This is a genomic window from Paraburkholderia sp. UCT70 (genome assembly GCF_050434085.1).
GTDB classification, from domain to species: domain Bacteria; phylum Pseudomonadota; class Gammaproteobacteria; order Burkholderiales; family Burkholderiaceae; genus Paraburkholderia; species Paraburkholderia tuberum.
Window position 1 is genome coordinate 1,952,552 of the sequence record NZ_JBNPVZ010000004.1, and the last position, 23,047, is coordinate 1,975,598.

Here is a 23,047-nt window from a genome sequence, read left to right on the forward strand (position 1 = left end):
TGTCGGCGCGCGCACGCATTTCTGCCTTTCGCACGCGGGCCGGACGGCGTCAGAACTGATGAATCACGGCGATGCGGGAAGTCAATTGGGTGTTTGAATTCGACGGCAGCGAATAGAAGCCCGCCCCCTGGTTCGCGTCGACGCCCGGCTGCGCATGCAGGTACGACACGTTCACGTAGAAGTTCGTGCGCTTGCTCAAGTAATACTGCGCCCCCAGCGTGGGTTGATGCCAGTGCGTGTGATCCCAGGTCGTGTATTGATAGCCGCCGATCAGCGCGATATCGGGCCGCACGAAATACATCGCGCCGGCTTCGTAGACGTTCATCGTCGCGCTGCCGGTGGTGCTTTGCAGATGGGTCGACGTGAAGTTGGCCGACAGCGTGAGCCTGTCGAGCGTGTAGCTCGCGCCGACGCCGAACTCCGACTGCCTGTCGACCGTAAACGGCGACGAGTAGAAGAGATCGGTCACGCTGCCGTCGGAGTTGCGCGTCGCGACCGTCTGGCCGAGGAAATTGAACACGCCGAACTGCGCATAAGGATAGATGTCGACGTCGTAAAGGCGCTCGTAGATCGCCGCCGTACTAAAGCCGCCGTTCTTGTAGCCCGCGCCTACGCTCCACGCGCTGTTCTGCTTGAAGTTGCCCGCCACGTTGCCGAAGCTCCACATGCCGCCGAAGCTGAAGCCGCCGTAGGTCGGGCTTTGATACTTCACCGAGTTCGGCAATTGCACCCCGGAAATACGGTCGATGTCGCCCATGTGCCCCGCGTAGACGCTCGCATAGCCGTTCAGGTTGAACGGCGTGATGTAGTCGGCGATGAAGTCGTACTGGTTGCCCATCGTCACCGTGCCGTAAGGGCTCGCAATGCCGACGAAGGCCTGCCGGCCGAACAGCGCGCCGTTGTTGCGCAACTGGCCCGTGCCGAGCGAGAAGCCGTTTTCCAGCGTGAAGATGGCCTTCAGACCGCCGCCGATATCTTCGCTGCCCTTGAAGCCGAAGCGGTTGCCGAAGTTGGCGCCGTCCTGGAACTTATAAAGACGGCCGCCGCCTTGATTGCTGATGTAGGTGAAGCCGGCATCGATAAGACCGTATAGCGTGACCGAACTCTGCGCATGCGCGCCGCTAAACGCAACCAGCATGACAGTGCCCGTCAAATACTTTTTCATTAGCGTGATCCTGGATAGAGGGGAACGTAGTTGTTCAAAACGAACCGCTGCCGCGTGCCTTACAGGCAGCGAAATTCGATACGTTCAACGCTATCCAGGCAATTTCGGCAAATCTTGACCAAATGCGCGCGGCGAATTGACTAATACCCCGTCAAAAAACTTCGCGTCTCACCCGTCAAAAAACCCGGGCATTCGGCAAGAGTTCAAGCGCGCGCAGACAAGCATCAGCCGGTGCTTCGTCCTAAGCTCGCAAGGCTGCCGTTGGCGTTGCCATTACTCAAAGCTCACCGCTCAAAGGAAAGAACATGTCGAAGAGTCTCGTCATCATCACAGGCGCGAGTTCCGGGATCGGCGAGGCGACCGCCCGCCTGCTCTCGCAGCTCGGCTATCCGCTGCTGCTGCTGGCGCGCCGGCTCGAGCGCCTCGAGTCGCTGGATTTGCCCAATACGCTGTGCCGCCAGGTCGACGTCACCGATCGCGCAGCGCTCGCCGCCGCCGTCGAGGCCGCCGAGGCGAAGTTCGGCCCCGCCGATGCCATCATCAACAACGCCGGCGTGATGCTGCTCGGCGATATGACCGAGCAGCCGCCTGAGGAATGGGATTGCATGCTCGACGTCAACGTCAAGGGCGTGCTGAACGGCGTGCACGCGGTGCTCACGGGCATGGTCAAGCGGCGGCGCGGCACCATCATCAACGTCAGTTCCACGTCGGGGCGCAAGACCTATCCGCAACACGTCGCCTACGTGGGCACCAAGCACGCGGTACATGCGCTGTCGGAAAACCTGCGCGAGGAAGTGTCGCCACATAACGTGCGCGTGGTGCTGATCGCGCCGGGCGCGTGCAATACCGAGTTGCAGACGATCACCACCAACGACACGATCAAGGTCGGCTTCAAGATGTGGAAGGAGTCGATCGGCGGCGTCATCCTGCAGCCGGAGGAAGTGGCCGAGGCGATCCGTTTCGCCTATGAAATGCCGCAAAACGTCTGCATCCGCGAGATCATGCTCGCGGCGACGAACCAGCCCGTCTGACGGCTGAGCTCGCGCTGTTCGCGCTGACGTTGCTCGCCGTCTGCTGGCGCTGGTTGCCCGAGAGCCTGCCGCCGGCGAGCCGCCATCCGTTCCGCCTGCCAGCGATCATGCGCAACTACGCACAAGCGCCCGGTCACCGCCGCTTCGTGCTCGGCGTGTTCGCCGACGGCTGCGCGCTCGACGGCTTCGCGCTCTACATTTCATGTGCGGCCAACTTCGTGATGCGCATCCTGCGCAAGCCCGACACAGCGTTCGGCTGGCTGTTCGTGCTGTTGATCGCGGGCGTCATTGCGGGTTCGGCGTGCAGCGCGCGCGGACAAGCGCCTGAGCGCCGCATCGTCGTATAAAAACTGAAGCGGCAAGAGGCCGTACGCCTGCAGACAAGAATGCACGCATCAATTTGGCCATGATACGTTCGTGATCGACGATCACGTTTTTAGTCACCACTCCCCCAAGACCATCATGACGACTTCCGTAGCGCTGTCCCCTGTCTCCGGCGCCGCTGCCTGGCGCGGCGACAAGCTCCTCGACAAGCAGGACTGGATCTACTATCTGAACGAGGACCAGATCGAAGAACTGGAGGCGCTCGGCCGGCGCTTCGTCGAAGACGACCCGGACCTGCGTTTCGTCAAGGCGTCCGACTATCCGCTGAACGCATGCGCCGCCGCTATCGACGAATGGTGCAGCGACATCGACGTAGGCTGCGGCTTCGTGCTCGCGCGCGGGCTGCGCACGCATCTCTATTCCGATGCGATGTCGGCGGCGATCTACTACATACTCGGTCTGCATATGGGCGACCCGATCCGCCAGAACGAACTCGGCGATCTGCTCGATCATGTCTACGCGACCTCCGACAAGATGCTCGATGATCCGGACGCGCTGTCCGCCAAGATCCGCGACCTGCTGCCGTTTCACTCGGACAGCTCGGATGTGGTCGCCTTGATGTGCCTGCGCCCCGCGCTCGAAGGCGGCGCCTCGTGCATCGTGTCCGGCGCGGAGATCTACAACGAAATCCTCAAGCGCCGGCCCGACCTCGCGCCTTTGCTGCTCGAGCCGTTTCATTGGGACTGGCGCCGCCAGGATCACAATTCGCCTGCCAATACGTATGTTTCGCCAATCGTGAGCTTCGTCGACGGCGTGTTCAGCATGTACGCGGGATCGCTGTATATCCTGACCGCGCAGGACTATCCAGAAGTGCCGCGGCTCACGCCTGAGCAGAAGGAGGTACTCGAACTGTTCGAGGCAATCACGTACGAGCCGGGTATGTCGCTCGCGATGGATTTCCGGCCCGGCGATATCCAGTGGCTCTCGAACTATGCGGCGCTGCATTCGCGCACGCGCTTCACAGATTTTCCGGAGCCGCAACGGCGGCGTCATCTGCTGCGTCTGTGGCTGCGCCGCGGCTCGCCGCGTTCGATGATCCCCGGCTTCGGCAAGAACGGCGTCGTACAGCAACGTTACGAAGCGCGCGGTCAGGCCGCCGACGATACGCGTGGCAACTTCAGGATCGGCATTGCGGCGGTGCCGCGTTTGTGACGATGCGCCTGGGTGCAGCGTGTGAGTGCATGCGCTGCGCCTTCGAGAGATTGAGAGGTCGAAAGATCAAGAGACTAAGAGGAATCGAGATTGGAGGTATGCGTGTCGGGCTGAACGAATTGAGAACCGGCGATGAGCAAGCTGAGCTGAGCTTGCCCGCAAAAAACGGATCCCTTGCTGGGTGTGTAAAACTCACGCAAGGAGGAAGGAACGATGGGTAATCCGATGGCACGGTATTCGCAGGAATTCATGATAGAAGCCGTGCGCATGGTCCGCGGCGGCCAGAGTATGGCGGCAGTGGCAAAGCTACTGGGCATCAGCGCGAAGACGCTGCACAACTGGGTTAAGGCCGATGCCGCTGGCAAGCTGAACGGCGCAGGCAAACAGGTTTCCAGGACCTGCTCAAGGACTACGGCATGCGCAGCGCAGTTAGATGAGCCGCAAGGGAAATTGCTGGGACACTCAGTTCATAATGCTCTTCGAACGTCGGACCGATCTGACCCGTGCTGGGATTGGCCGAACTGCCTTGGCGTTGACCTGTCGATCGGCTTCCGGCGTTCCCCGAGTATTGCATTGCCGGGCCCAACGTTTGTAACCTGATAGGAGCTTTGGCCTGCACCGTGAGTGTCCTGTCCTGCGAGTGGGGTTGGCGATGCGCCCACTACAACGAAAATACGCATGGAACAAATCGAAGTGATCCAGGGTGTCGACACGCATCTGGATGCGCATGTTGGGGCTGTGATCAGTGAGACGGGGAAACTCCTTGGAACGCTGCCGGTATCGACCGACACGGCGGGATATCTCAACCTGGTGACCTGAGCGAATTCGTTCGGTCATCTGCGCCGTGCCGGCGTAGAAGGGACCGGCACCTATGGAGCGGGTTTGGCGCGCGTGCTGCGCGATCGCGAGCTTGAAGTACTCGAAGTCAATCGCCCCGACCGGGCGACACGGTCTTGAGGGAAGTCCGATCCCACCGATGCAGAAAATGCAGCACGCGCGGTTCTCTCCGCAAAAGCAACTGCTATTCCCAACGAGCAGTCCGGCGCTGCCGAAGCAATGGCCGCCGTCTCCGTTGTCAGATGCAGCGCTGTAAAAGCGAAAACGCGGGCCATCAATCAGTTGCGGGCTTTGCTGGTCAGCGCGCCACAGGAAATTCGCGAGCGCCTTCTGAAAACGAAGACAGCAGAATGCGTTGCGAGCTGCGCCCGCCTGCGCTCGTGGCAACACGCCTATGTTGCAAACGTTGACGACCACGTTGCGCTTGCTGGCGAAGCGCTGGCTGGCGCTGGCAGAGGAACTCAACACGCTCGATGCCGTGCTTGATCTCCTGACCAGCCAGCACGCCAGTCGGCTTTGTGAGAGATTCGGTGTTGGCCCACAGACCGCTGCAGTGCTCGTCTCCGTCGCGGGCGACAATCCCGAACGCCTGAAAAGCGAGGCTGCGCTGGCGGCGCTTTGTGGCACGAGCCCGTTGCAGGCATCGTCTGGCAAAACGGTCGGACATCGCTTGAACAGGGGAGGCGACCGGTCTGCAAACAATGCCTTGTGGACCATTGCGATGGAGCGGATGAGAAGCGATCCTCGGACCCGTGCTTATGTCGAGCGCCGGACCAAGGAAGGCATGTCGAACAAGGAAATTCATCGCTGCCTCAAGCGCTATATCGTGAGGGAGCTGTACCCGCTCATCCTCGCGGATCTGGCCGAGTCAACGCGTGTCCCTTGACTGTCTCGGACGTCGGTACCTGGCACGGACCGGTGAATCCTACGGTAGATGTACTCTGTGCAGCAATGGAAAGTCGAGCAGATTGTGCGCGTAGAGCGACGACGCGTCGGCCGCGACCATCGACGGGACGTTCGTCTAGCCGACGAGCGACACGCCGTGCTTCGTCACGACCCAGTCCGGTTCGGTGAGCGGGCAGTTGCCGCCGCGACGGCCTTCATATTCGGCGCCACGTCCCGCCGCGAGGGTGCGTTGTGCCGTCTGTGGGCGCTACGTAGCGTTTGTCGTCAGCGACGCGACGACATCGGGAATATTCGGCAAAATGCCAGCCTTCTCCGAAACCCTCAGAAAACAGCATGTCGTTGCCGGCGTATGCGGTTGCCGCGGGCATAGCACGCACCGGTAGCGCGCGAGCAAAACCGGCCCGAACTGAGCAACGAACGCGTCCGCTACCCAGTCCCCGCCAAAAAATTCCGTTCTGTTCCTACAAGAGCCCCCCGCCATGTGGGGGCAAACGTGGGGGCAAAAATCGATTACCAATCGGCATAGGGGGCAGCCTGAGGCTGCGCCCCTGCCACACCACCCGGCATGCGGGTCCGCACCGGGCGGTTCGGGAAGTTGAGGTTAGGAGAGTCGGGGCACACCCAGCTGATCGAAGTAAGTGATGGTCAGCACGCTGTTGAGGAGCTTGCCGCTGTTGCACCACCAGCGGCGACTGTTCGCCGCCACCTGTTGTGCCACAGAGCATGACGCGCCCAGCGCGCGCAGTTCCCGGTAGATGGTTGAGCCACGGCGCCAATGCTTAAGCTGGATGGCGCGTAGTCGGTGGCGCAGCCACTCATCCAGCTCACGCCAGACTCTGGGGGTTTGCGCCAACCGGAAGTATGCCCTCCAGCCCTGCACATAAGTCCGCAACCGTGCCACCACGTCCTTCATGCTGCGCCCGCCAGATCGGCGGGTCAGTTCACGAATGCGGTGCCTGAACGCCAGCAGCGGTTTGGCCGCCACCTTGCGCTTGACCACACCGCCTGGAGCCACCCATAAGCTGTAACCCAGGAACTTGCGACCGAACACACTCGCGACCGCACTTTTGGTCTCGTTGACCTTCAGGCGCAATCGCCCATACAGACGTCGCAGCAGCACCATTACCCGTTCGCCCGCGCGGCGGCTACGAACATACACGTTCGCATCGTCGGCGTAGCGCGCAAAGCAGTGGCCCCGCCGCTCCAGTTCCTTGCCCACCTCATCCAGCAACACGTTGGCCAGCAGCGGCGATAGCGGCCCGCCTTGCGGCGTGCCCTGGGCTCGCTGCTGAACCACTCCATCATCCATGATGCCGCTGTTCAGATACGCCCTGATCAGCCGGATTACACCAGCGTCTCCAATGCGTTTCTGTAGGCGGTCGATCAGGATGTCGTGGTTGACCCGGTCGAAGAACTTCTCCAGGTCAACGTCCACCACGATTCGCCGGCCTGACTGCACGTACGACTGCGCGGCAAGCACCGCATCGTGTGCACGCCGTCCGGGCCGGAAGCCGTAGCTATGCTCGCTGAAGGTGGGATCCAGAACCGGCTGCAGCACCTGCAGCAGAGCCTGCTGGATCAACCGGTCCGTTACCGTCGGGATACCAAGCTCGCGCTCGCCTCCGTCCGGCTTCGGAATCGTCACCCGCCGTACCGGGCTGGGCCGGTACGTCCCCTTCAGCAGTTGTTCACGAATCGCTGGCCACGCCGTCACCAGATGGCGCGCAGTCTGGTCAACGCCCAGACCATCCACCCCAGCGGCTCCTTTGTTGGCCCGCACCCGTTTGAACGCCCGCTTCAGGTTCTCTCTCGTCAACGCCGCTTCCAGCAACGCTGACCCTGTGCTCCCGGGTTCATGCCGCGGGCAGCCGGCTTCGTCGCTCACAGGTACATGCGCAGCTTCACCACGCGCTGCTCCCGCTCGCCCCGTTTGCACGGGCATCTGACGCATTGCCTGCCGCATCGGCATATCCCTGAACACTCCTTCCCGTTCGGTCCTTCGTCACCAGCTTCAGCCTTGCCGACCTGTCCTGTGACTACTACGACCTCGGCTGACTTCTCGCTCCGGTTCGACACCGTTGCCCTTTCAGGCATGAGGCGAGATCTCCCCAGGTAAGAACGCACTCCTTCACCGCACAACCGCCGGATTTACGGCACCAATCCTTGACCACAAGAGCTTCGCAGATTCGTGCCCGCTCGCCCTGATCGGTGCCGCCTCATATCCGGTTCTTGTCCATCGGCTCACGGCTTTGCTCCACGCTTCCTCCCCACGCTCGGTCACCCTTACGCAGTTGCGCTTCACTTCATTCGCTGTGGTCAGCTTATGGGAGGACTTGCACCTCCAGGAGTGCGCCCATGCTGGGCGCACACGAAAAAGGCCTCACAAGCATTGCTTGTAAGGCCTTGATTTCCTTGGTCGGGGCGAGAGGATTTGAACCTCCGACCACCTGCACCCCATGCAGGTACGCTACCAGGCTGCGCTACGCCCCGAACAGAAGAAAAATTATAACAGACACTTCATTCGATTAGAACCGCTCGACACGAACAAAGCGAACAAGTCCATGAATTAGTGGCCCAGCAGATCGATTACGTTCTGCAGTTCCTTGCGTAACTTCTCGACATCGACCGCAACCGTTGCCGCCGATGCCTGCACCTGACCCGCGACTCCGGCGGTAGCCTCACCCTCTTCGACCACCGCATCCGGCCCACCGCCGCCATGCGAATCGAGCCGGTTGCGCGCCCCGTTGATCGTAAAACCCTGCTCGTACAGCAACTCTCGAATCCGCCGGATCAGCAGCACCTCGTGATGCTGATAATACCGACGATTGCCGCGCCGCTTGACCGGCCTCAACTGGGTGAACTCCTGCTCCCAGTAACGCAGCACGTGAGGCTTTACCCCACAAAGTTCGCTGACCTCACCAATCGTGAAGTACCGCTTCGCCGGAATCGGAGGCAAGACGACTTTTTCGATAGTCGCTGTCATCGTCAGTTAGCCGTGGTGGGTTGCCCGAAAGCGCGCCAGTCAATCAGCGCGCGAAGCTCGCTTCGGCGCCGTTTTCGACGAGCGCCTTCAGCTTTTGACTTGCATGAAACGTCACCACGCGACGTGCCGCGATCGGAATCGCCTCGCCCGTCTTCGGATTTCTGCCGGGACGCTGCGGTTTGTCACGCAACTGGAAGTTGCCGAAGCCCGACAGCTTCACGCTGTCGCCGCTCTCGAGCGCATCGCGGATCACCTCGAAGAACGCCTCGACCATGTCCTTCGCTTCCCGCTTGTTGAGCCCGACATTGTCGAACAGCAACTCGGCAAGTTCCGCCTTGGTGAGTGTCGGCGTTTCATTGGAAACGACGGCGGATGATGTCGGAATATCTCGAATCATGGCGCTGCGTTGCGCCGTAAGAAGGGCTTCGAAATCACTCGAGTTCATTTCATTCATATCTATCAAATGGCGCGCCAAGCGTAAAACAATGGATGCGGAAACAGCCGTGCAATTGTTAAATGCGGGTTATCCGCGCAACCGTGCGCCATATACTCGAGCTAGACGTTCCACCAGAGTTTGAATAGCCAGATCGACCGTTTCATCCTGAAGGGTTCCGCCAGTATCTTGCAAGGTCACCCGGAACGCAAGGCTTTTCTCGTGCGCGGCCAGACCACCGGAAGTGTTTGATTTTGGACGAAATTCGTCGAAAAGTGCAACCTTCTGGACAGCCTTGCAGGCCGGTTCGGACTGGGCCTTCTGAAGCTCGTCGAGCAGCGCCTGAACCTCGATTTTCTGATCGACGACCACCGCAATATCACGTCGTACCGGCGGGAATTTTGAAACTTCCGACGGAATCGGCAATACCCGTTGCATTAATGCCTCCGCTTCGATTTCAAACAGAATCGGCGCATGCGGCAAATCATATTTTTGCATCCAGCGCGGATGCAATTCGCCAATCCAGCCCACTGCGCGACCATTCAATTCGATACGCGCGCTGCGTCCCGGATGCAGCGCCGGATGCTCGGCCTGTACGAACCGCGCGACCGCCGGTGCGACCAGCGCTTCGAGGTCGCCCTTCACGTCGAAGAAGTCGACGGCACGCGTCGGTGCGCCCCACTGCTCGTCGAGCGCGGGCCCATAGGCGAGCGCGCCGATCATCTTCGGCTGCGCGAAACCTTCGACGGTCAGCTCGCCGGCCTTGATCGACGGATCGTGCAGGAATACGCGACCTGCTTCAAACACGCGCACGCGGTCCGCCGCGCGACGGTTCAGATTCGTGCGCAACACATGAATCAGGCTGCCGAACAACGTCGTGCGCATCACCGACAGCTGGCTCGCGATCGGGTTGATCAGACGCACGGGGTTGCTGTTGCCTGCGAAGTCCTGCTCCCACTCCGCGTCGACGAAGCTGAAGTTCACCGTTTCCGCGTAGTCGCGCGCGGCGAGCGCATGACGGATCGCGTGGATGGAGCGTTGCGTCTCGTTGGTCGCGCGCATTTCGCTGGTCGCGACCGGCGGGCGCGCCGGAATCTTTTCGAAGCCGTGGATACGCGCGACCTCTTCGATCAGGTCCTCTTCGATTTCGATATCGAAGCGATACGACGGCGGCATCACCGAGAACGTATCGCCGTCACGCTCGAACGACAGGCCGAGGCGCGTGAAGATCTGCGCGATTTCATCGGCGCCGATCGCGACGCCGATGATGCGGTTCGCGCGCGAAACGCGCATCGTCACGGGCGCGCGCTTCGGGACGTTGACGATCTGATCGTCGACCGGACCCGCTTCGCCGCCGCAGATGTCGAGGATCAGCTGCGTGATGCGCTCGATATGATCGACGGTGCTGGCATAGTCGACGCCGCGCTCGAAGCGATGACCCGCATCGGTCGAGAAGTTGTACTTGCGCGAGCGGCCACGAATGCTGTCGGGCCACCAGAACGCGGCCTCGAGATAGATGTTGGTGGTGTCGAGCGTGACCGCGGTGCTGTCGCCGCCCATGATGCCCGCGAGGCTTTCGATATGCTGCTCGTCGGCGATCACACCGACCGTTTCGTCGAGCTCGACCGTGTTCCCGTTCAGCAGCTTCAGCGTTTCGCCCTTGCGGCCCCAGCGTACGTCCATGCCGCCGTGGATCTTGTCGAGATCGAACACGTGCGACGGACGCCCCAGCTCGAGCATCACATAGTTCGAGATGTCGACGAGCGCGGAAATGCTGCGCTGGCCGGAGCGCTCGAGACGCTCGACCATCCATTGCGGCGACTTCGCGCGCGCATTGACGCCGCGAATCACGCGGCCCGAGAAACGGCCGCACAGATCGGGCGCGGAGATTTTCACGGGCAGCGTTTCGTTGAGCGTGACCGGAGCCGGCTTGATTTCTAGCGGACGCAGCGGCGCTCCGGTAATCGCCGACGTTTCTCGCGCGACGCCGAATACCGACAGACAGTCGGCCTTGTTCGGCGTCAGCTTGATTTCAAAAACGGTGTCGTCGAGATTGAGCGTATCGCGGATGTCCTGGCCGATCGGCGTGTCTTCCGGCAGTATCATCAGACCGCTGTGATCTTCGGAGAGCTTCAGCTCGCGCGCCGAGCACAGCATGCCCTGGCTTTCCACGCCGCGCAGCTTCGACAGCTTGATCGCGAACGGTGGGCCGCCCTCTTCGGCCGGCGGCAGTTGCGCGCCGACCAGCGCGACCGGCACCTTGATGCCGGGTGCAACATTCGGCGCGCCACACACGATGTTCAGCGTCGCGCCGGTGCCAGCGTCGACCTGACACACGTTGAGCTTGTCCGCATCCGGGTGCTTGACGACTTCCAGCACCTGGCCGACGACGATCTTCGAGGTCGGCGGCGCGGCCGTCCGCAGGTCTTCGACTTCGAGACCCGCCATCGTCAACGCGCGCGACAACTCGTCGGTGGTCAGTTGCGGATCGACAAAAGTTCTGAGCCAGGATTCCGGAAATTGCATGGTTCTGTGTACGTTGTGATCAGGTTAGGTCCACGTCCGGCAGATGCTTCGCAAAGCCCGGTGGTCTTGCGCCGGTTCAGCGAGCTCTGCCGGGGACGCTCGCGGCGCGCACCAGGTGCGCTGCCGCGATTTATGCTTCGTCGCGCTCGCGCGCGCCGGGTCACGCGAATTGACGCAGGAAACGCAGGTCGTTTTCGAAAAACAGGCGCAGGTCCTGCACGCCGTAACGCAGCATCGTGAGACGCTCGAGGCCACTGCCGAAAGCGAAGCCGATGTAGCGCTCCGGGTCGAGACCCATGTTGCGGATCACAGTCGGATGCACCTGGCCGGAGCCCGAAATTTCGAGCCACTTGCCCGCGTTCTTGCCCGTTTCGAACTGCATGTCGATCTCGGCCGACGGTTCGGTGAACGGGAAATACGACGGACGGAAGCGCACGAGAATGTCGTCGCGCTCGAAGAATTTCTTCAGGAAGTCGGTATAGACGCCCTTCAGGTCCGCGAAGCTGATGTTCTCGTCAATCCACAGGCCTTCGACCTGGTTGAACATTGGCGAATGCGTCGCGTCGCTATCCACGCGATACGTGCGGCCAGGCACGATCACCTTTATCGGCGGCGAGTTGGTGCGCGCGTAGCGCACCTGCATCGGGCTCGTATGCGTGCGCAGCAGCAGTGGGCGGCCGTCGGCATCCTTGCCGTCGACGTAGAAGGTGTCCTGCATCGAACGCGCCGGATGGTTTTCCGGGCTGTTCAGCGAGGTGAAGTTGTACCAGTCGGTTTCGATCTCGGGGCCGTCGGCCACGTCGAATCCGATCGTACGGAAAATCTGTTCGACGCGCTCCCAGGTGCGCATCACCGGGTGCAGGCTACCCGCATTGGCGCCGCGGCCCGGCAGCGTGACGTCGATCGCTTCAGCAGCGAGACGCTGGTTCAGAAGTGCGTCGGCGAGCGCCTGACGACGTGCCGTCAGCGCGGCTTCAACCTGTTGCTTGACGAGGTTGATCCGTGCGCCTTCGGTCTTGCGCGCTTCGGGATCGAGTTTGCCAAGGCCCTTCAACAGCTCGGTCAGCGCACCCGCCTTACCGAGAAAGCGCGCTTTCTCGTTCTCGAGGGTGGTGACGTCGGAGGCTTCTGCGAAGGCTTTTTGCGCGTCGGCGACAATCTGGTCCAGATCCATTGATCCCATCATTTCAACGTCAGTGTTCTATCGAAACAAAACTGGTTCTACCAACAAAAACGGGGCTCGGTGAGGAGCCCCGTTTTTGTTGCAGCGTCACCGAGACTACCGGATGTTCGCTGCAACGAACCACGCAGTTTTAATTGCCAGAAGCGCAATCAGGCTGCAACGGCGGCTTTCACCTGCTGAACGATCGCAGCAAAAGCAGCCTTGTCGAACACAGCCATGTCGGCCAGCACCTTACGGTCCAGTTCGATCGACGCCTTCTTCAGGCCGTTGATGAACACGCTGTACGTCATGTCGTGCTGACGCACCGCCGCGTTGATACGCGTGATCCACAGTGCGCGGAACACACGCTTCTTGTTGCGGCGGTCGCGGTAGGCGTATTGGCCTGCGCGCATGACCGCTTGCTTGGCGATGCGATAGACGTTATTGCGACGGCCGCGGTAACCCTTGGCCAGCTTGATGATCTTCTTGTGACGGGCCCGTGCGGTAACCCCACGTTTTACTCGAGGCATGTTTCGCTCCTATGAGTGTCGGTTAAGGGTTAAGCGAACGGCAGCATTGCGCGAACGGAGTTCAGATCGGAATCGTGAACTGCCGTGGAGCCGCGCAGATGGCGTTTGTTCTTGGTGGTCTTCTTGGTAAGAATGTGACGCTTGAAGGCTTGACCGCGCTTGACGGTACCGCCCGGACGCACCACGAAGCGCTTTGCAGCGCTCTTCTTGGTCTTCATCTTCGGCATGACAACTCCATTATTAGATGGACATGGGTGTGCGGTCGGCCAGATGGCCATTTCCCGCCCTTCGAAACCCATTCCACTTGGTATGCAGACCGCCGATACCGCCAGCGGCCGCTTTTCGGGAACCACTGCGCACTTGCATGCGCGACGTTCCGAAACCTTCCGACACCAAGCCGGACACCCAGCACAGCATCAAACAACCTTGCGCCTCCGGAGCGCGCGCCACATGGCACGCCGCCGCTCCGGCCAACTGCTTCGCGCTTACTTCTTTTTCTTCGGAGCGAGCACCATGATCATCTGGCGCCCTTCCATTTTCGGCATCTGCTCGACCTGACCGACTTCGTCGAGGTCGGTGCGCAGGCGTTCGAGCATGCGCATGCCGATTTCCTGGTGAGCCATTTCGCGGCCACGGAAACGCAACGTGATTTTCGTCTTGTCGCCATCTTCGAGGAAGCGGACGAGGTTGCGCAGCTTGACGTTGTAATCACCGTCGTCGGTACCTGGGCGGAATTTGACTTCCTTGACCTGGATGACCTTCTGCTTGAGCTTGGCCTCGTGTTGCTTCTTCGCTTCCTGGTACTTGAACTTGCCGTAGTCCATCAAGCGGCAAACCGGCGGAACCGCTTGCGGAGCGATTTCGACCAGATCTACGTCCTGCTGTTCCGACATGCGGAACGCATCAGCGAGTTTCACGATGCCGAGCGGTTCGTTCTCGACGCCGACCAGTCGCACCTCGGGTGCTGTAATTTCACCGTTGATGCGGTGCGCAGACTTATCAGTAGCGATGTTACGTTTCCTCTAAAAATTAAAAAAAACGAGCCGGGTACCAAGTGGCTCAGTTGAACGACTGCACGTCCTGGCGCAGACGCTCAATGAAGGTGTCAACAGGCATTACACCCATATCGACACCACCACGGGCACGCACGGCTACTGTTTGCGCTTCACGCTCCTTGTCGCCGACCACCAACAGGTACGGGACCTTTTCCAGCGTGTGCTCGCGTATTTTATAGCTAATCTTCTCGTTGCGCAAATCGGCCTCGACTCTAACCCCTTGTTTTTGCAACGATTGGGCTAGCGCGTGCGCGTATTCGGCCTGACTTTCCGCAATATTCACCACAACGACCTGCATCGGCGCGAGCCAAGCGGGCATTGCACCAGCATGGTGCTCGATCAGAATCCCGAGGAAACGCTCCATCGATCCGACGATCGCCCGGTGCAGCATGATCGGGCGACGGCGACTGTTGTCTTCGGCAACGTATTCGGCACCCAGCCGCTCCGGCAACACCATATCGAGCTGCAGCGTACCGCACTGCCACGAGCGGCCGAGCGCGTCCTTGATGTGATACTCGACCTTCGGGCCGTAGAATGCACCCTCGCCGGGCAACTCTTCCCACGTGACGCCGCAGGCCGTCAGCGCCTCGCGCAGTCCCTGCTCCGCGCGATCCCAAGTTTCGTCGGTGCCGGCGCGCGCATCGGGGCGCAGTGACAGCTTGATCTCGACGTTATCAAAGCCGAAGTCGCGGTAGACGCTCATTGCCAGCGTGTTGAACGCGATCGATTCGCTGATGAACTGATCTTCGGTACAGAAAATATGCGCGTCGTCCTGCACGAAGCCGCGCACACGCATCAGTCCATGCAGCGCGCCCGACGATTCGTTCCGATGGCACGAGCCGAACTCCGCGTAACGCAGCGGCAGATCGCGATACGAGCGCAGACCGTGGTTGAACACCTGCACGTGACCGGGGCAGTTCATCGGCTTGATCGCGTAGTCGCGCTTTTCCGATTCCGTCGTGAACATGTTTTCACGATAGTTCTGCCAATGGCCCGACGCTTCCCACAGCGAGCGGTCCATGATCAACGGCGTCTTGATTTCTAGGTAGCCGGCGTCGTTCACGCGACGGCGCATGTACTGCTCGACTTGCTGCCACAGCGTCCAGCCGCGCGGATGCCAGAACACCATGCCCGGCGACTCGTCCTGCATGTGGAACAGGTCGAGCTGCTTGCCAAGCTTGCGATGGTCGCGCTTCTCGGCTTCTTCGAGCATGTGGAGATACGCTTCCTGGTCTTCCTTCTTCGTCCAGGCCGTGCCGTAAATGCGCTGCAGTTGCTCGTTCTTCGAGTCGCCACGCCAGTACGCGCCCGCGACTTTCATCAGCTTGAAGACCTTCAGCTTGCCGGTGGACGGCACGTGGGGGCCGCGGCACAGGTCCGTGAAGCCGCCATGCGAGTACAGTTTGATTTCGTCGCTAGCGGGGATCGATTCGATGATCTCGGCCTTGTACTTTTCACCGATGCTCTTGAAGTACTCGACCGCTTCGTCGCGGGACACCACGCGACGCGACACCGGCTCGTCCCTCTTCGAGAGTTCTTGCATGCGCTTTTCGATCTTTTCGAGATCTTCCGGCGTGAAAGGACGGTTATAGGAGAAGTCGTAATAGAAACCGTTGTCGATGACCGGGCCGATCGTGACCTGCGCTTCCGGGTACAGATCCTTCACCGCGTACGCGAGCAGGTGCGCCGTCGAGTGGCGAATGATATCGAGACCGTCTGCGTCCTTTTCCGTGACGATGGCGAGCGCCACGTCGTGATCGATCAGCGCGGACGTATCGACCAACTCCCCGTCGATCTTGCCGCCGAGCGCGGCTTTCGCGAGACCGGGGCCGATCGAGGCGGCCACTTCGGCGACGGTCACCGGATGCTCGTACTGTCGAACAGAACCGTCAGGCAAACGTATCGAAACCATTGCGTTCTCCGTGGTGCCGACCGGCGGCGGCACATACAACCAGGGTCAAAAAGATAAAAAAAATGCGGCCCCGCTTTCGAGGGGCCGCATTCACATTTTATGCAAACTTCACTGGCGAAAGTGGTCCTCGACTAGCGTCGTTCCGAAGTGGTTTCGGTCAACGTTCGCGGTGTCATAACCGTATTCGCCTTTTTGCGCTCAAAGCGCTTACTGCAGCTTGCGAAACCCCAGCGAGGCCGGAATTTCATTTTCGTTGGTAGGCTCGATTGGACTCGAACCAACGACCCCCACCATGTCAAGGTGGTGCTCTAACCGAGCTGAGCTACGAGCCTGAAGAGACGAGAGTATATGGGGTATAGCGCAGCTTGGCAAGTACTTTTATGCAGCGACTTTAATCCGTCGCGCCACTAGCGGGGCTCTTTCCAACCGCCCGCGCCTCAGTTCTTGCGCGCCGCCCGCACGACACCCGTGATCTCGCCCAGCAGCGTGCACGCGCGCTGAATCTGCGCGGAGCTCGACACCTCGACGGTAAATTGCATGAACGCGGCAGTGCGGCGCGATTGCGTCCTTACGCCGATCACGTTCATCTTTTCCCGCGCGAATACTTCGGAGATATCGCGCAGCAGACCTTGCCGGTCCGTCGCCTCGATGCTGAGGTCGACCGGGTAGACGGAGTGGCCGCGGCCGCTCATCACGTCCGCCGACCACGCCGTCTGAAGCACGCGCTCCGGCGCGCGCTCCTCCATGCGGCGGAACGTCGCGCAGTCGCTGCGATGAACCGACATGCCCTTGCCTCGCGTAACGAATCCGCAGATGTCGTCGGGCGGCGCCGGCCGGCAGCAGCGCGCGAGCTGGGTGAGCAACGCATCGACGCCGACCACCAGCACCCCCGTGGATGCGCCGCGCGCGACGCTCGCGCCGCTGCTGCGTTTCTCGAACTTCTCCGGCGCATCGACCTCGGGCTCGGGCGGCGGCGCATCCTGCAACGCCTGCTCGACGAGCCTCAGACTGAACTCCTCCTTGCCGACCACGGAGAACAGGTCGTCGGTGGTCTTGAAACCGAGCCGCGCGGCCAGTTGATCGAGATTGACCGAGGTCTTGCCTTCGCGCTGCAGGGTTTTTTCAACCATCGCGCGACCGTTCGCGATGTGTTCCTGTAATTCCACCGCGTTGAACCATGCGCGCACCTTCTGCCGCGCGCGCGGGCTTTGCAGATAGCCAAGTTGCGGATTAAGCCAGTCGCGCGACGGACCGCCCTCCTTCACCGCCACGATCTCGACCGTCTGGCCGTTCTGCAGCGGCGTGTTGAGCGGCACCATCGCGCCGTCGACGCGCGCGCCGCGGCAACGATGCCCAAGCTCGCTGTGCAGGTGAAACGCGAAGTCGATCGGCGTCGCGCCGTGCGGCAACGGAATCACGCGCGCCTGCGGCGTCAGCACGTAGATGTGATCGTCGTCGAGCGTGGCCTGGCGCAACTGCTCCCACGGCTGTGCCGAGCCCGCTTCGCCATGTTCGCCCTCGGAGACTTCGTCCTTCCACGCGAGCAGCTGTCGCAGCCAGGCGATCTTCTCGTCGTATTTCTCGCTCGCGGTGAACGTGCCACCATAGCCGCGCGCACCCGCTTCCTTGTAGCGCCAGTGCGCTGCCACGCCGTATTCGGCGAAGCGATGCATTTCCTGCGTGCGGATCTGCACTTCGAACGCGCGGCCATCGTCGCCGATCACGACGGTGTGCAGCGACTTGTAGCCGTTCGGCTTCGGCCGGGAGATGTAATCGTCGAACTCCTTCGGCACCGGCTGCCACAGGTTGTGCACGATGCCGAGCACGGTGTAGCAGTCCTTGATGTCCGGCACGATCACGCGAAACGCGCGCACGTCGTACAACTCGGCGAAGTCCAGCTCCTTACCGCGCATCTTGCGCCAGATGCTGTAGATATGCTTCGGCCGACCACTTACTTCCGCGCGGATATGCGCGGCGGCCAGCTCCTGCTGCAGACGTTCGATCGCCCGCGCGACATAGCTCTCGCGCTCGACGCGCTTCTCGTCGAGCAGTTTCGCGATGCGCTTGTACGTGTCCGGCTCCTCGAAACGGAACGCGAGGTCCTCGAGCTCCCACTTCAATTGCCAGATACCGAGGCGGTTCGCGAGCGGCGCGTAGATATCGAGCGTTTCGCGTGCGACGTCGGGCGACGGCGTGAGCTTCGCGGCCGCGTAATAACGCAGCGTTTGCAGCCGCGACGCGAGGCGGATCAGCACGACGCGAATGTCCTGCGCGAACGCGAGCAGCATTTTGCGCAGCGCCTCGACCTGCACGCGGCGCGCAGCCTGCGCGTCACGCCCGGCCTCGGGCATCGCGTTTTGCGCCGCGCGCGAACTGACCGTGCCGAGCCGGAGCAGCTTGCGTACGTCGCCGACCAGTTGGGCGACTTCTTCGCCGAAGTCGTCGGCGATCACGCGCTCCGGATCGCGCAGATGCGGTGTCAGCGCAAACAGCGCAGCGGCCAGCACCGCCGGCGGATCGACGTTGAGCTTGCGCATGATCGACGCGGTGCCCGCCGCGTGATCCGCGAGCAATTCGCCCGACGACAGCCGCACCTCGCCCGCATGTTCGCGCACGAACGCCATCGCTTCGTCGAAGGAACGATGGGGATGAGGCGCGCTCGGAACGGTATCGGTGTTCATGGTGCGACGGCCCGCCGGGCCAGACGATTCAACGAAAAATCAACCACGGTGCTGCCGGACGGCCGCGACTCAGTTGCGCTGCGCCGCGATCACGACGATTTCGACGAGGCACTTCGGATTCGCGAGCTTTGCCTCGACGGTCGCGCGCGGCGGCGTGTCGCCCTGCGCGACCCACTCGTCCCACACGGCGTTCATGCCGGCGAAATGCGCCATGTCCGAGATATAGATCTGCACCGACAGCAACAGCGACTTGTCGCTGTTCGCTTCGGCGAGCAGACGGTCGATGTGGCCGAGCACTTCGCGCGTCTGGCCGGCGATGTCCTGATCGTCGTCTTCGGCGATCTGACCCGCGAGGTACACGGTGCCGTTGTGCACGGCCATTTCCGAGAGACGCTTGCCGACGTGATAACGAATGACTGCCATGAAAAGTCCTGAGCTGAGGGGTTAATCGAACTACGTCCCACACGACACTGCCGATGAAAACGTCATGCGGAACGCAATATTATGACGCGTTCGCGGCCTGACCGATGAAGAACTCCCTCGCGAGCGCGATCTGGTCCGCCGCCAGGAACGCCGGCGCATGCCCGACGCCGGCGATCTCCACGCTCGATGCGGCACGCGCGGTCGACACCATCTTCGCGACCGTTTCACGCGACAGCAAATCCGACTGCTCGCCGCGCACCACCAGCACCGGCCCCTGGAACGACGCGAGCGAATGCCACAGCGCCGCCTCGCCGAGCTTCGCCGCTTCCTCGGTGACCGCCGCGAACGGCTGCGCGATGCGCGGGTCATAGCGCAGCACCCATGCGCCGTCCTCTTCGCGCAGCAACGGCGTATTGATTTCGCGCCATTCGTCCGGAGTCAGCGGTCCGAAGCTCTGCGCGAGCTGCGCGGCATAGTCAACGCCCTGCTGCAGCGTTTCGAAGCGCGCGGGCTTGCCAAGGTAATCGCCGATGCGCTTGACCGCGACCGGCTCCAGATGCGGCCCGACGTCGTTCAGCAGCAGCTTGCGGATCGGCGTGTCCGGCAGGCCGGCGAGCCCCATGCCGATCAGGCCGCCCATCGAGGTGCCGAACCAGTCGACGGTGTCGACGTCGAGCCGCGCGATCAATGTGACCATGTCGGCGACGTACTGCGGCACCGCGTATAAGTTGGGGTTCGCGAGCCACGACGACAAGCCCCGGCCAACCACGTCCGGGCACACCACGCGATAGGTGTCCGCGAAGTTGGCGGCGAGGCGGTCGAAATCGCGCCCCGATCGCGTGAGTCCGTGCACGCACAGCAACACGCGCGGATTGTCCGGGTCGCCCCACTCGGTATAGGCGACGCGATGCAGGCCGGCAGCGCTCGCGCACCGCACGTAACGTTGACGCGGCGCGGGCCGCCCGGTGGTGGAAGCGGAAGTCGTTGCGGTCATCTCGTGTCCTTGCAAAGACGCTGCGGATTGGGCTGCAAACGATTGTAAACCGCTTCGTCGCGCGGCAAGCATCGGCCAGAAGGCTTAGGAAGGTCGATCCAACCGTCCGGCGCATCCGCCGCCGCGCGCCAAAAACAGAACGGGCGAGACTCACGTCTCGCCCGTCCGGAACACACCGTTGCCGCCGCGCGGTCGCGCCGACGCGCGCAGCGGCGTTTCATCCCGCGTCAGCTCACCGCGCTCACATCGAGCGGTGCGCCGGTTTTCGCCTTGATTTCGTCGACGCTCACACCCGGCGCGAGTTCGGTCACTTTCAAGCCGTTTTCGGTCACTTCGATCACGCCGAGATCGGTGATGATCTCGTCGACCACACCCACGCCGGTCAGCGGCAGCGTGCATTCTTCGAGGATCTTGTGCTGGTCGCCCTTCGCGACATGCTCCATCAGCACGACCACTCGCTTGACGCCTGCGACCAGGTCCATCGCGCCGCCCATGCCCTTGATCATCTTGCCCGGGATCATCCAGTTCGCGAGATCGCCCTTCCTGCTGATCTGCATCGCACCGAGAATCGCGAGATTGATGTGGCCGCCGCGAATCATCGCGAACGAATCCGCCGAAGAGAAAATCGACGAACCGGGCAACGTCGTCACCGTTTGCTTGCCGGCGTTGATCAGGTCGGCGTCGACTTCGTCTTCGGTCGGCGACGGGCCGATACCGAGCAGACCGTTCTCCGACTGCAGCCACACTTCGACGCCCGCCGGCACGTGGTTCGCGACCAGCGTCGGCAAGCCGATGCCGAGGTTCACGTAAAAGCCGTCCTGCAGTTCCTTCGCCGCGCGCGCGGCCATTTCGTCACGAGTCCATGCCATGATCAGTCTCCTTTCGCGCGGACGACGCGTTGTTCGATGCGTTTTTCCGGATGCGCATTCAGCACGATGCGCTGCACGAAGATGCCAGGCGTATGGATCGCGTCCGGATCGAGCTCGCCCACTTCGACGATCTCTTCGACTTCCGCGACGGTGATGCGGCCCGCCATCGCGCACATCGGATTGAAGTTGCGCGCGGTGCGGCGATAGATCAGGTTGCCGGCCTTGTCGGCCTTCCATGCCTTGACGAGCGCGACATCGGCGGTCAGCGAATGTTCGAGCACGTAGTGGTTCTCGCCGAACTGGCGGGTTTCCTTGCCCTCGGCGATCTGCGTGCCGTAGCCGGTGTTCGTGAAAAACGCCGGGATGCCCGAGCCGCCCGCGCGCAGCTTCTCGGCGAGCGTGCCTTGCGGCGTGAATTCGAGCTCGAGTTCGCCGGCCAGGTACTGGCGCTCGAACTCCTTGTTTTCGCCGACGTACGACGAGATCATCTTTTTGATCTGACGCGTCTCGAGCAGCAGGCCGAGGCCGAAACCGTCGACGCCCGCGTTGTTGCTGATGCAGGTGATGCCCTGCACCTTCGAATCGCGCAGCGCACCGATCAGCGCCTCAGGAATGCCGCATAACCCGAAGCCGCCGACGGCGAACGTCTGCCCGTCCTTGACGATGTCCTTCAGCGCCTCGGCGGCGCCTGGATAGACCTTGTTCATCTGTATGTCCCTTCCTCTATGGAAACCCGAAACCTGTACGTGGTCCGCCGGATCATTGCGGCTGATATCGCAACGGGCGAACTTCACGTCGCCTCACGATACCGCTACGTCATTCTAGTCATCCGCGGCTTGAGCCGCGTTGTCATCCGCCCGAAAGAGTACGCTGGGCCCGCCATGCGGCACAATACGCAAAAATACATAAGTACTTGCCGCCCGCCCATGCCCGCCCTGGATTACCGCACTGCGTTTCACCTCGCGCCGATCGGACTCGTGCTGTCCCGCGAGCGGACCATCGAAGACTGCAACGACGAGCTAGCGTCGATATTCGGCTACGCGCGCGACGCGCTGATCGGTCAGTCGTTCCAGGTGTTGTATCCATCGGCGGATGAGTTCGAGCGGATCGGCGCGCGCATTCCGCCGATCATGACCGCGCAAGGCAGCTACGCGGACGACCGGATCATGAAGCGCGCGAACGGCGAGCTGTTCTGGTGTCACGTGACGGGCCGCGCGCAGCAGCGCACCGACCCGCACGCGGCGGGTGTCTGGACCTTCGAGGATTTGAGCGCAACCCGGCGGGTCGCGGTGGAACTGACGCCACGCGAGCGCGAAATCGCCGCGCAACTGGTGACGGGCAAGACCAGCAAGCAGATCGGCCGCGTGCTCGACATCAGCCCGCGCACGGTCGACGTCTACCGCGCGCGGCTCATGCGCAAATACGATACGGGCAATGCGACCGAGCTGTTGCAGCGGCTGCTCGGGGATTGAGAGAGGGCGTTTGAAGCGCGCGACAGCGCTGTCAGGCCGCGCGCTCAGGCCGCCTTGACGAGCGCCGCGCTCTCGATGGCCGCGCGCAGTACGTCAGGCACCGGCACCGACTTGCCCGCCGCGTAGTCGATCCACACGCATCGCGCGGCGCCTCGCGCATAGAGCGTATCCGGCTCATCGGCGCGCAGGAGCTCGAAAGCCGTATCGAAGCTGCTGCGCCCCGGTGTCGCCACCGACATCCGGCCGATCACGTCGCCCGGATAGTGCAGCTGCTTCAGAAACTCCATCGACGCATTGACGATCACCGGCCCCTGCCCGTCCGCGCGCTGGCCGACAAAGTCCATGTGCTCGAACCAGGAAATCCGCACCTGCTCCATGTAGCGGAAATAAACCGTGTTGTTGACGTGACCGAAGGCGTCCATGTCGCCCCAGCGGATCGGCATCGTCATTTCGAAAACTGCGTGAAAATCGCTCATTCTGTATTTCCGTTCTTCCTTTTTCTGCCTGACTTTTAAAACTTTGGACGACCCGC

At 61.8% G+C, this 23,047-nt stretch carries 20 protein-coding genes, 2 tRNA genes and 3 pseudogenes; 6 read left to right on the forward strand and 19 right to left on the reverse strand.

Going from position 1 to position 23,047, the window contains the following annotated elements:
* Positions 1 to 49 precede the first annotated feature (49 nt).
* Positions 50 to 1,165: a porin gene (locus tag OKW41_RS34560; RefSeq protein ID WP_429575394.1), complete on the reverse strand. Its 1,116-nt coding sequence runs from the start codon at positions 1,163 to 1,165 to the stop codon at positions 50 to 52.
* A gap of 305 nt (positions 1,166 to 1,470) precedes the next feature.
* Here OKW41_RS34560 and OKW41_RS34565 point away from each other — a divergent pair, with 305 nt between their 5' ends.
* From OKW41_RS34565 to OKW41_RS34585, 5 genes and pseudogenes are all read left to right on the forward strand, one after another.
* The gene (locus OKW41_RS34565) at positions 1,471 to 2,196 is read left to right on the forward strand and encodes an SDR family oxidoreductase (protein ID WP_429575395.1); all 726 of its coding nucleotides are present in this window, start codon (positions 1,471 to 1,473) and stop codon (positions 2,194 to 2,196) included.
* Between the two features lie 29 nt (positions 2,197 to 2,225).
* Entirely contained in the window at positions 2,226 to 2,543 is a 318-nt protein-coding gene (locus tag OKW41_RS34570) for a hypothetical protein (RefSeq protein WP_429575396.1), read from the forward strand.
* A gap of 115 nt (positions 2,544 to 2,658) precedes the next feature.
* Positions 2,659 to 3,732 (forward strand): TauD/TfdA family dioxygenase, encoded by a 1,074-nt coding sequence (locus OKW41_RS34575; RefSeq protein ID WP_429575397.1) that lies wholly within the window; start codon positions 2,659 to 2,661, stop codon positions 3,730 to 3,732.
* Positions 3,733 to 3,945: 213 nt separating this feature from the next.
* A pseudogene (locus OKW41_RS34580) lies at positions 3,946 to 4,125 on the forward strand (transposase); the annotation flags it as partial.
* Between the two features lie 285 nt (positions 4,126 to 4,410).
* Positions 4,411 to 5,455 (forward strand): annotated as a pseudogene (locus tag OKW41_RS34585) (IS110 family transposase).
* Positions 5,456 to 5,524: 69 nt separating this feature from the next.
* Here the strand turns inward: OKW41_RS34585 and OKW41_RS34590 are convergent.
* The 17 genes and pseudogenes from OKW41_RS34590 to OKW41_RS34670 all read right to left on the reverse strand — a co-directional run.
* Positions 5,525 to 5,701: pseudogene (locus tag OKW41_RS34590) on the reverse strand (NAD(P)(+) transhydrogenase (Re/Si-specific) subunit alpha); the annotation flags it as partial.
* A 375-nt stretch (positions 5,702 to 6,076) separates the two neighbouring features.
* Positions 6,077 to 7,444 (reverse strand): group II intron reverse transcriptase/maturase, encoded by a 1,368-nt coding sequence (gene ltrA, locus OKW41_RS34595; RefSeq protein WP_429575398.1) that lies wholly within the window; start codon positions 7,442 to 7,444, stop codon positions 6,077 to 6,079.
* Between the two features lie 444 nt (positions 7,445 to 7,888).
* Positions 7,889 to 7,965, reverse strand: a tRNA-Pro gene (locus OKW41_RS34600).
* 76 nt (positions 7,966 to 8,041) lie between these two features.
* On the reverse strand, positions 8,042 to 8,458 hold the full coding sequence (locus tag OKW41_RS34605) for a MerR family transcriptional regulator (RefSeq protein ID WP_184021872.1): 417 nt from the start codon (positions 8,456 to 8,458) through the stop codon (positions 8,042 to 8,044).
* Between the two features lie 43 nt (positions 8,459 to 8,501).
* Positions 8,502 to 8,912, reverse strand: coding sequence for an integration host factor subunit alpha (locus OKW41_RS34610; RefSeq protein ID WP_026225933.1), 411 nt, complete (start codon positions 8,910 to 8,912; stop codon positions 8,502 to 8,504).
* A gap of 69 nt (positions 8,913 to 8,981) precedes the next feature.
* Positions 8,982 to 11,417, reverse strand: a complete 2,436-nt coding sequence (gene pheT, locus OKW41_RS34615) for a phenylalanine--tRNA ligase subunit beta (protein ID WP_429575399.1) — start codon at positions 11,415 to 11,417, stop codon at positions 8,982 to 8,984.
* Positions 11,418 to 11,577: 160 nt separating this feature from the next.
* On the reverse strand, positions 11,578 to 12,591 hold the full coding sequence (pheS, locus tag OKW41_RS34620; RefSeq protein ID WP_429450844.1) for a phenylalanine--tRNA ligase subunit alpha: 1,014 nt from the start codon (positions 12,589 to 12,591) through the stop codon (positions 11,578 to 11,580).
* 158 nt (positions 12,592 to 12,749) lie between these two features.
* The gene (gene rplT, locus OKW41_RS34625) at positions 12,750 to 13,109 is read right to left on the reverse strand and encodes a 50S ribosomal protein L20 (RefSeq protein WP_006052502.1); all 360 of its coding nucleotides are present in this window, start codon (positions 13,107 to 13,109) and stop codon (positions 12,750 to 12,752) included.
* Positions 13,110 to 13,138: 29 nt separating this feature from the next.
* A complete protein-coding gene (rpmI, locus tag OKW41_RS34630; protein ID WP_006052501.1) occupies positions 13,139 to 13,336 on the reverse strand; it encodes a 50S ribosomal protein L35 in 198 nt (65 codons plus the stop codon).
* 258 nt (positions 13,337 to 13,594) lie between these two features.
* The gene (infC, locus tag OKW41_RS34635; RefSeq protein WP_075643713.1) at positions 13,595 to 14,119 is read right to left on the reverse strand and encodes a translation initiation factor IF-3; all 525 of its coding nucleotides are present in this window, start codon (positions 14,117 to 14,119) and stop codon (positions 13,595 to 13,597) included.
* A gap of 49 nt (positions 14,120 to 14,168) precedes the next feature.
* Complete coding sequence (gene thrS, locus OKW41_RS34640; RefSeq protein ID WP_429575400.1) at positions 14,169 to 16,076, reverse strand: threonine--tRNA ligase; 1,908 nt, start codon at positions 16,074 to 16,076, stop codon at positions 14,169 to 14,171.
* Positions 16,077 to 16,330: 254 nt separating this feature from the next.
* Positions 16,331 to 16,408: transfer RNA gene (locus tag OKW41_RS34645), tRNA-Val, on the reverse strand.
* A 105-nt stretch (positions 16,409 to 16,513) separates the two neighbouring features.
* Positions 16,514 to 18,757 carry a RelA/SpoT family protein gene (locus OKW41_RS34650; protein ID WP_429575401.1) on the reverse strand — a complete coding sequence of 748 codons (2,244 nt, stop codon included), beginning with the start codon at positions 18,755 to 18,757 and terminating at the stop codon, positions 16,514 to 16,516.
* Between the two features lie 69 nt (positions 18,758 to 18,826).
* Positions 18,827 to 19,180 (reverse strand): RidA family protein, encoded by a 354-nt coding sequence (locus OKW41_RS34655; RefSeq protein WP_184021856.1) that lies wholly within the window; start codon positions 19,178 to 19,180, stop codon positions 18,827 to 18,829.
* A gap of 79 nt (positions 19,181 to 19,259) precedes the next feature.
* The gene (locus OKW41_RS34660) at positions 19,260 to 20,174 is read right to left on the reverse strand and encodes an alpha/beta fold hydrolase (RefSeq protein WP_429346209.1); all 915 of its coding nucleotides are present in this window, start codon (positions 20,172 to 20,174) and stop codon (positions 19,260 to 19,262) included.
* A gap of 227 nt (positions 20,175 to 20,401) precedes the next feature.
* Complete coding sequence (locus tag OKW41_RS34665; RefSeq protein WP_184021841.1) at positions 20,402 to 21,043, reverse strand: CoA transferase subunit B; 642 nt, start codon at positions 21,041 to 21,043, stop codon at positions 20,402 to 20,404.
* Positions 21,044 to 21,045: 2 nt separating this feature from the next.
* Entirely contained in the window at positions 21,046 to 21,750 is a 705-nt protein-coding gene (locus OKW41_RS34670; RefSeq protein ID WP_429450851.1) for a CoA transferase subunit A, read from the reverse strand.
* A 219-nt stretch (positions 21,751 to 21,969) separates the two neighbouring features.
* On the opposite strand from OKW41_RS34670, the gene OKW41_RS34675 reads away from it, so the two are divergent.
* Complete coding sequence (locus OKW41_RS34675) at positions 21,970 to 22,515, forward strand: LuxR C-terminal-related transcriptional regulator (RefSeq protein ID WP_018421157.1); 546 nt, start codon at positions 21,970 to 21,972, stop codon at positions 22,513 to 22,515.
* Positions 22,516 to 22,559: 44 nt separating this feature from the next.
* Here the strand turns inward: OKW41_RS34675 and OKW41_RS34680 are convergent, their stop codons facing one another.
* On the reverse strand, positions 22,560 to 22,991 hold the full coding sequence (locus tag OKW41_RS34680) for an acyl-CoA thioesterase (RefSeq protein WP_429450852.1): 432 nt from the start codon (positions 22,989 to 22,991) through the stop codon (positions 22,560 to 22,562).
* Positions 22,992 to 23,047: the final 56 nt, after the last annotated feature.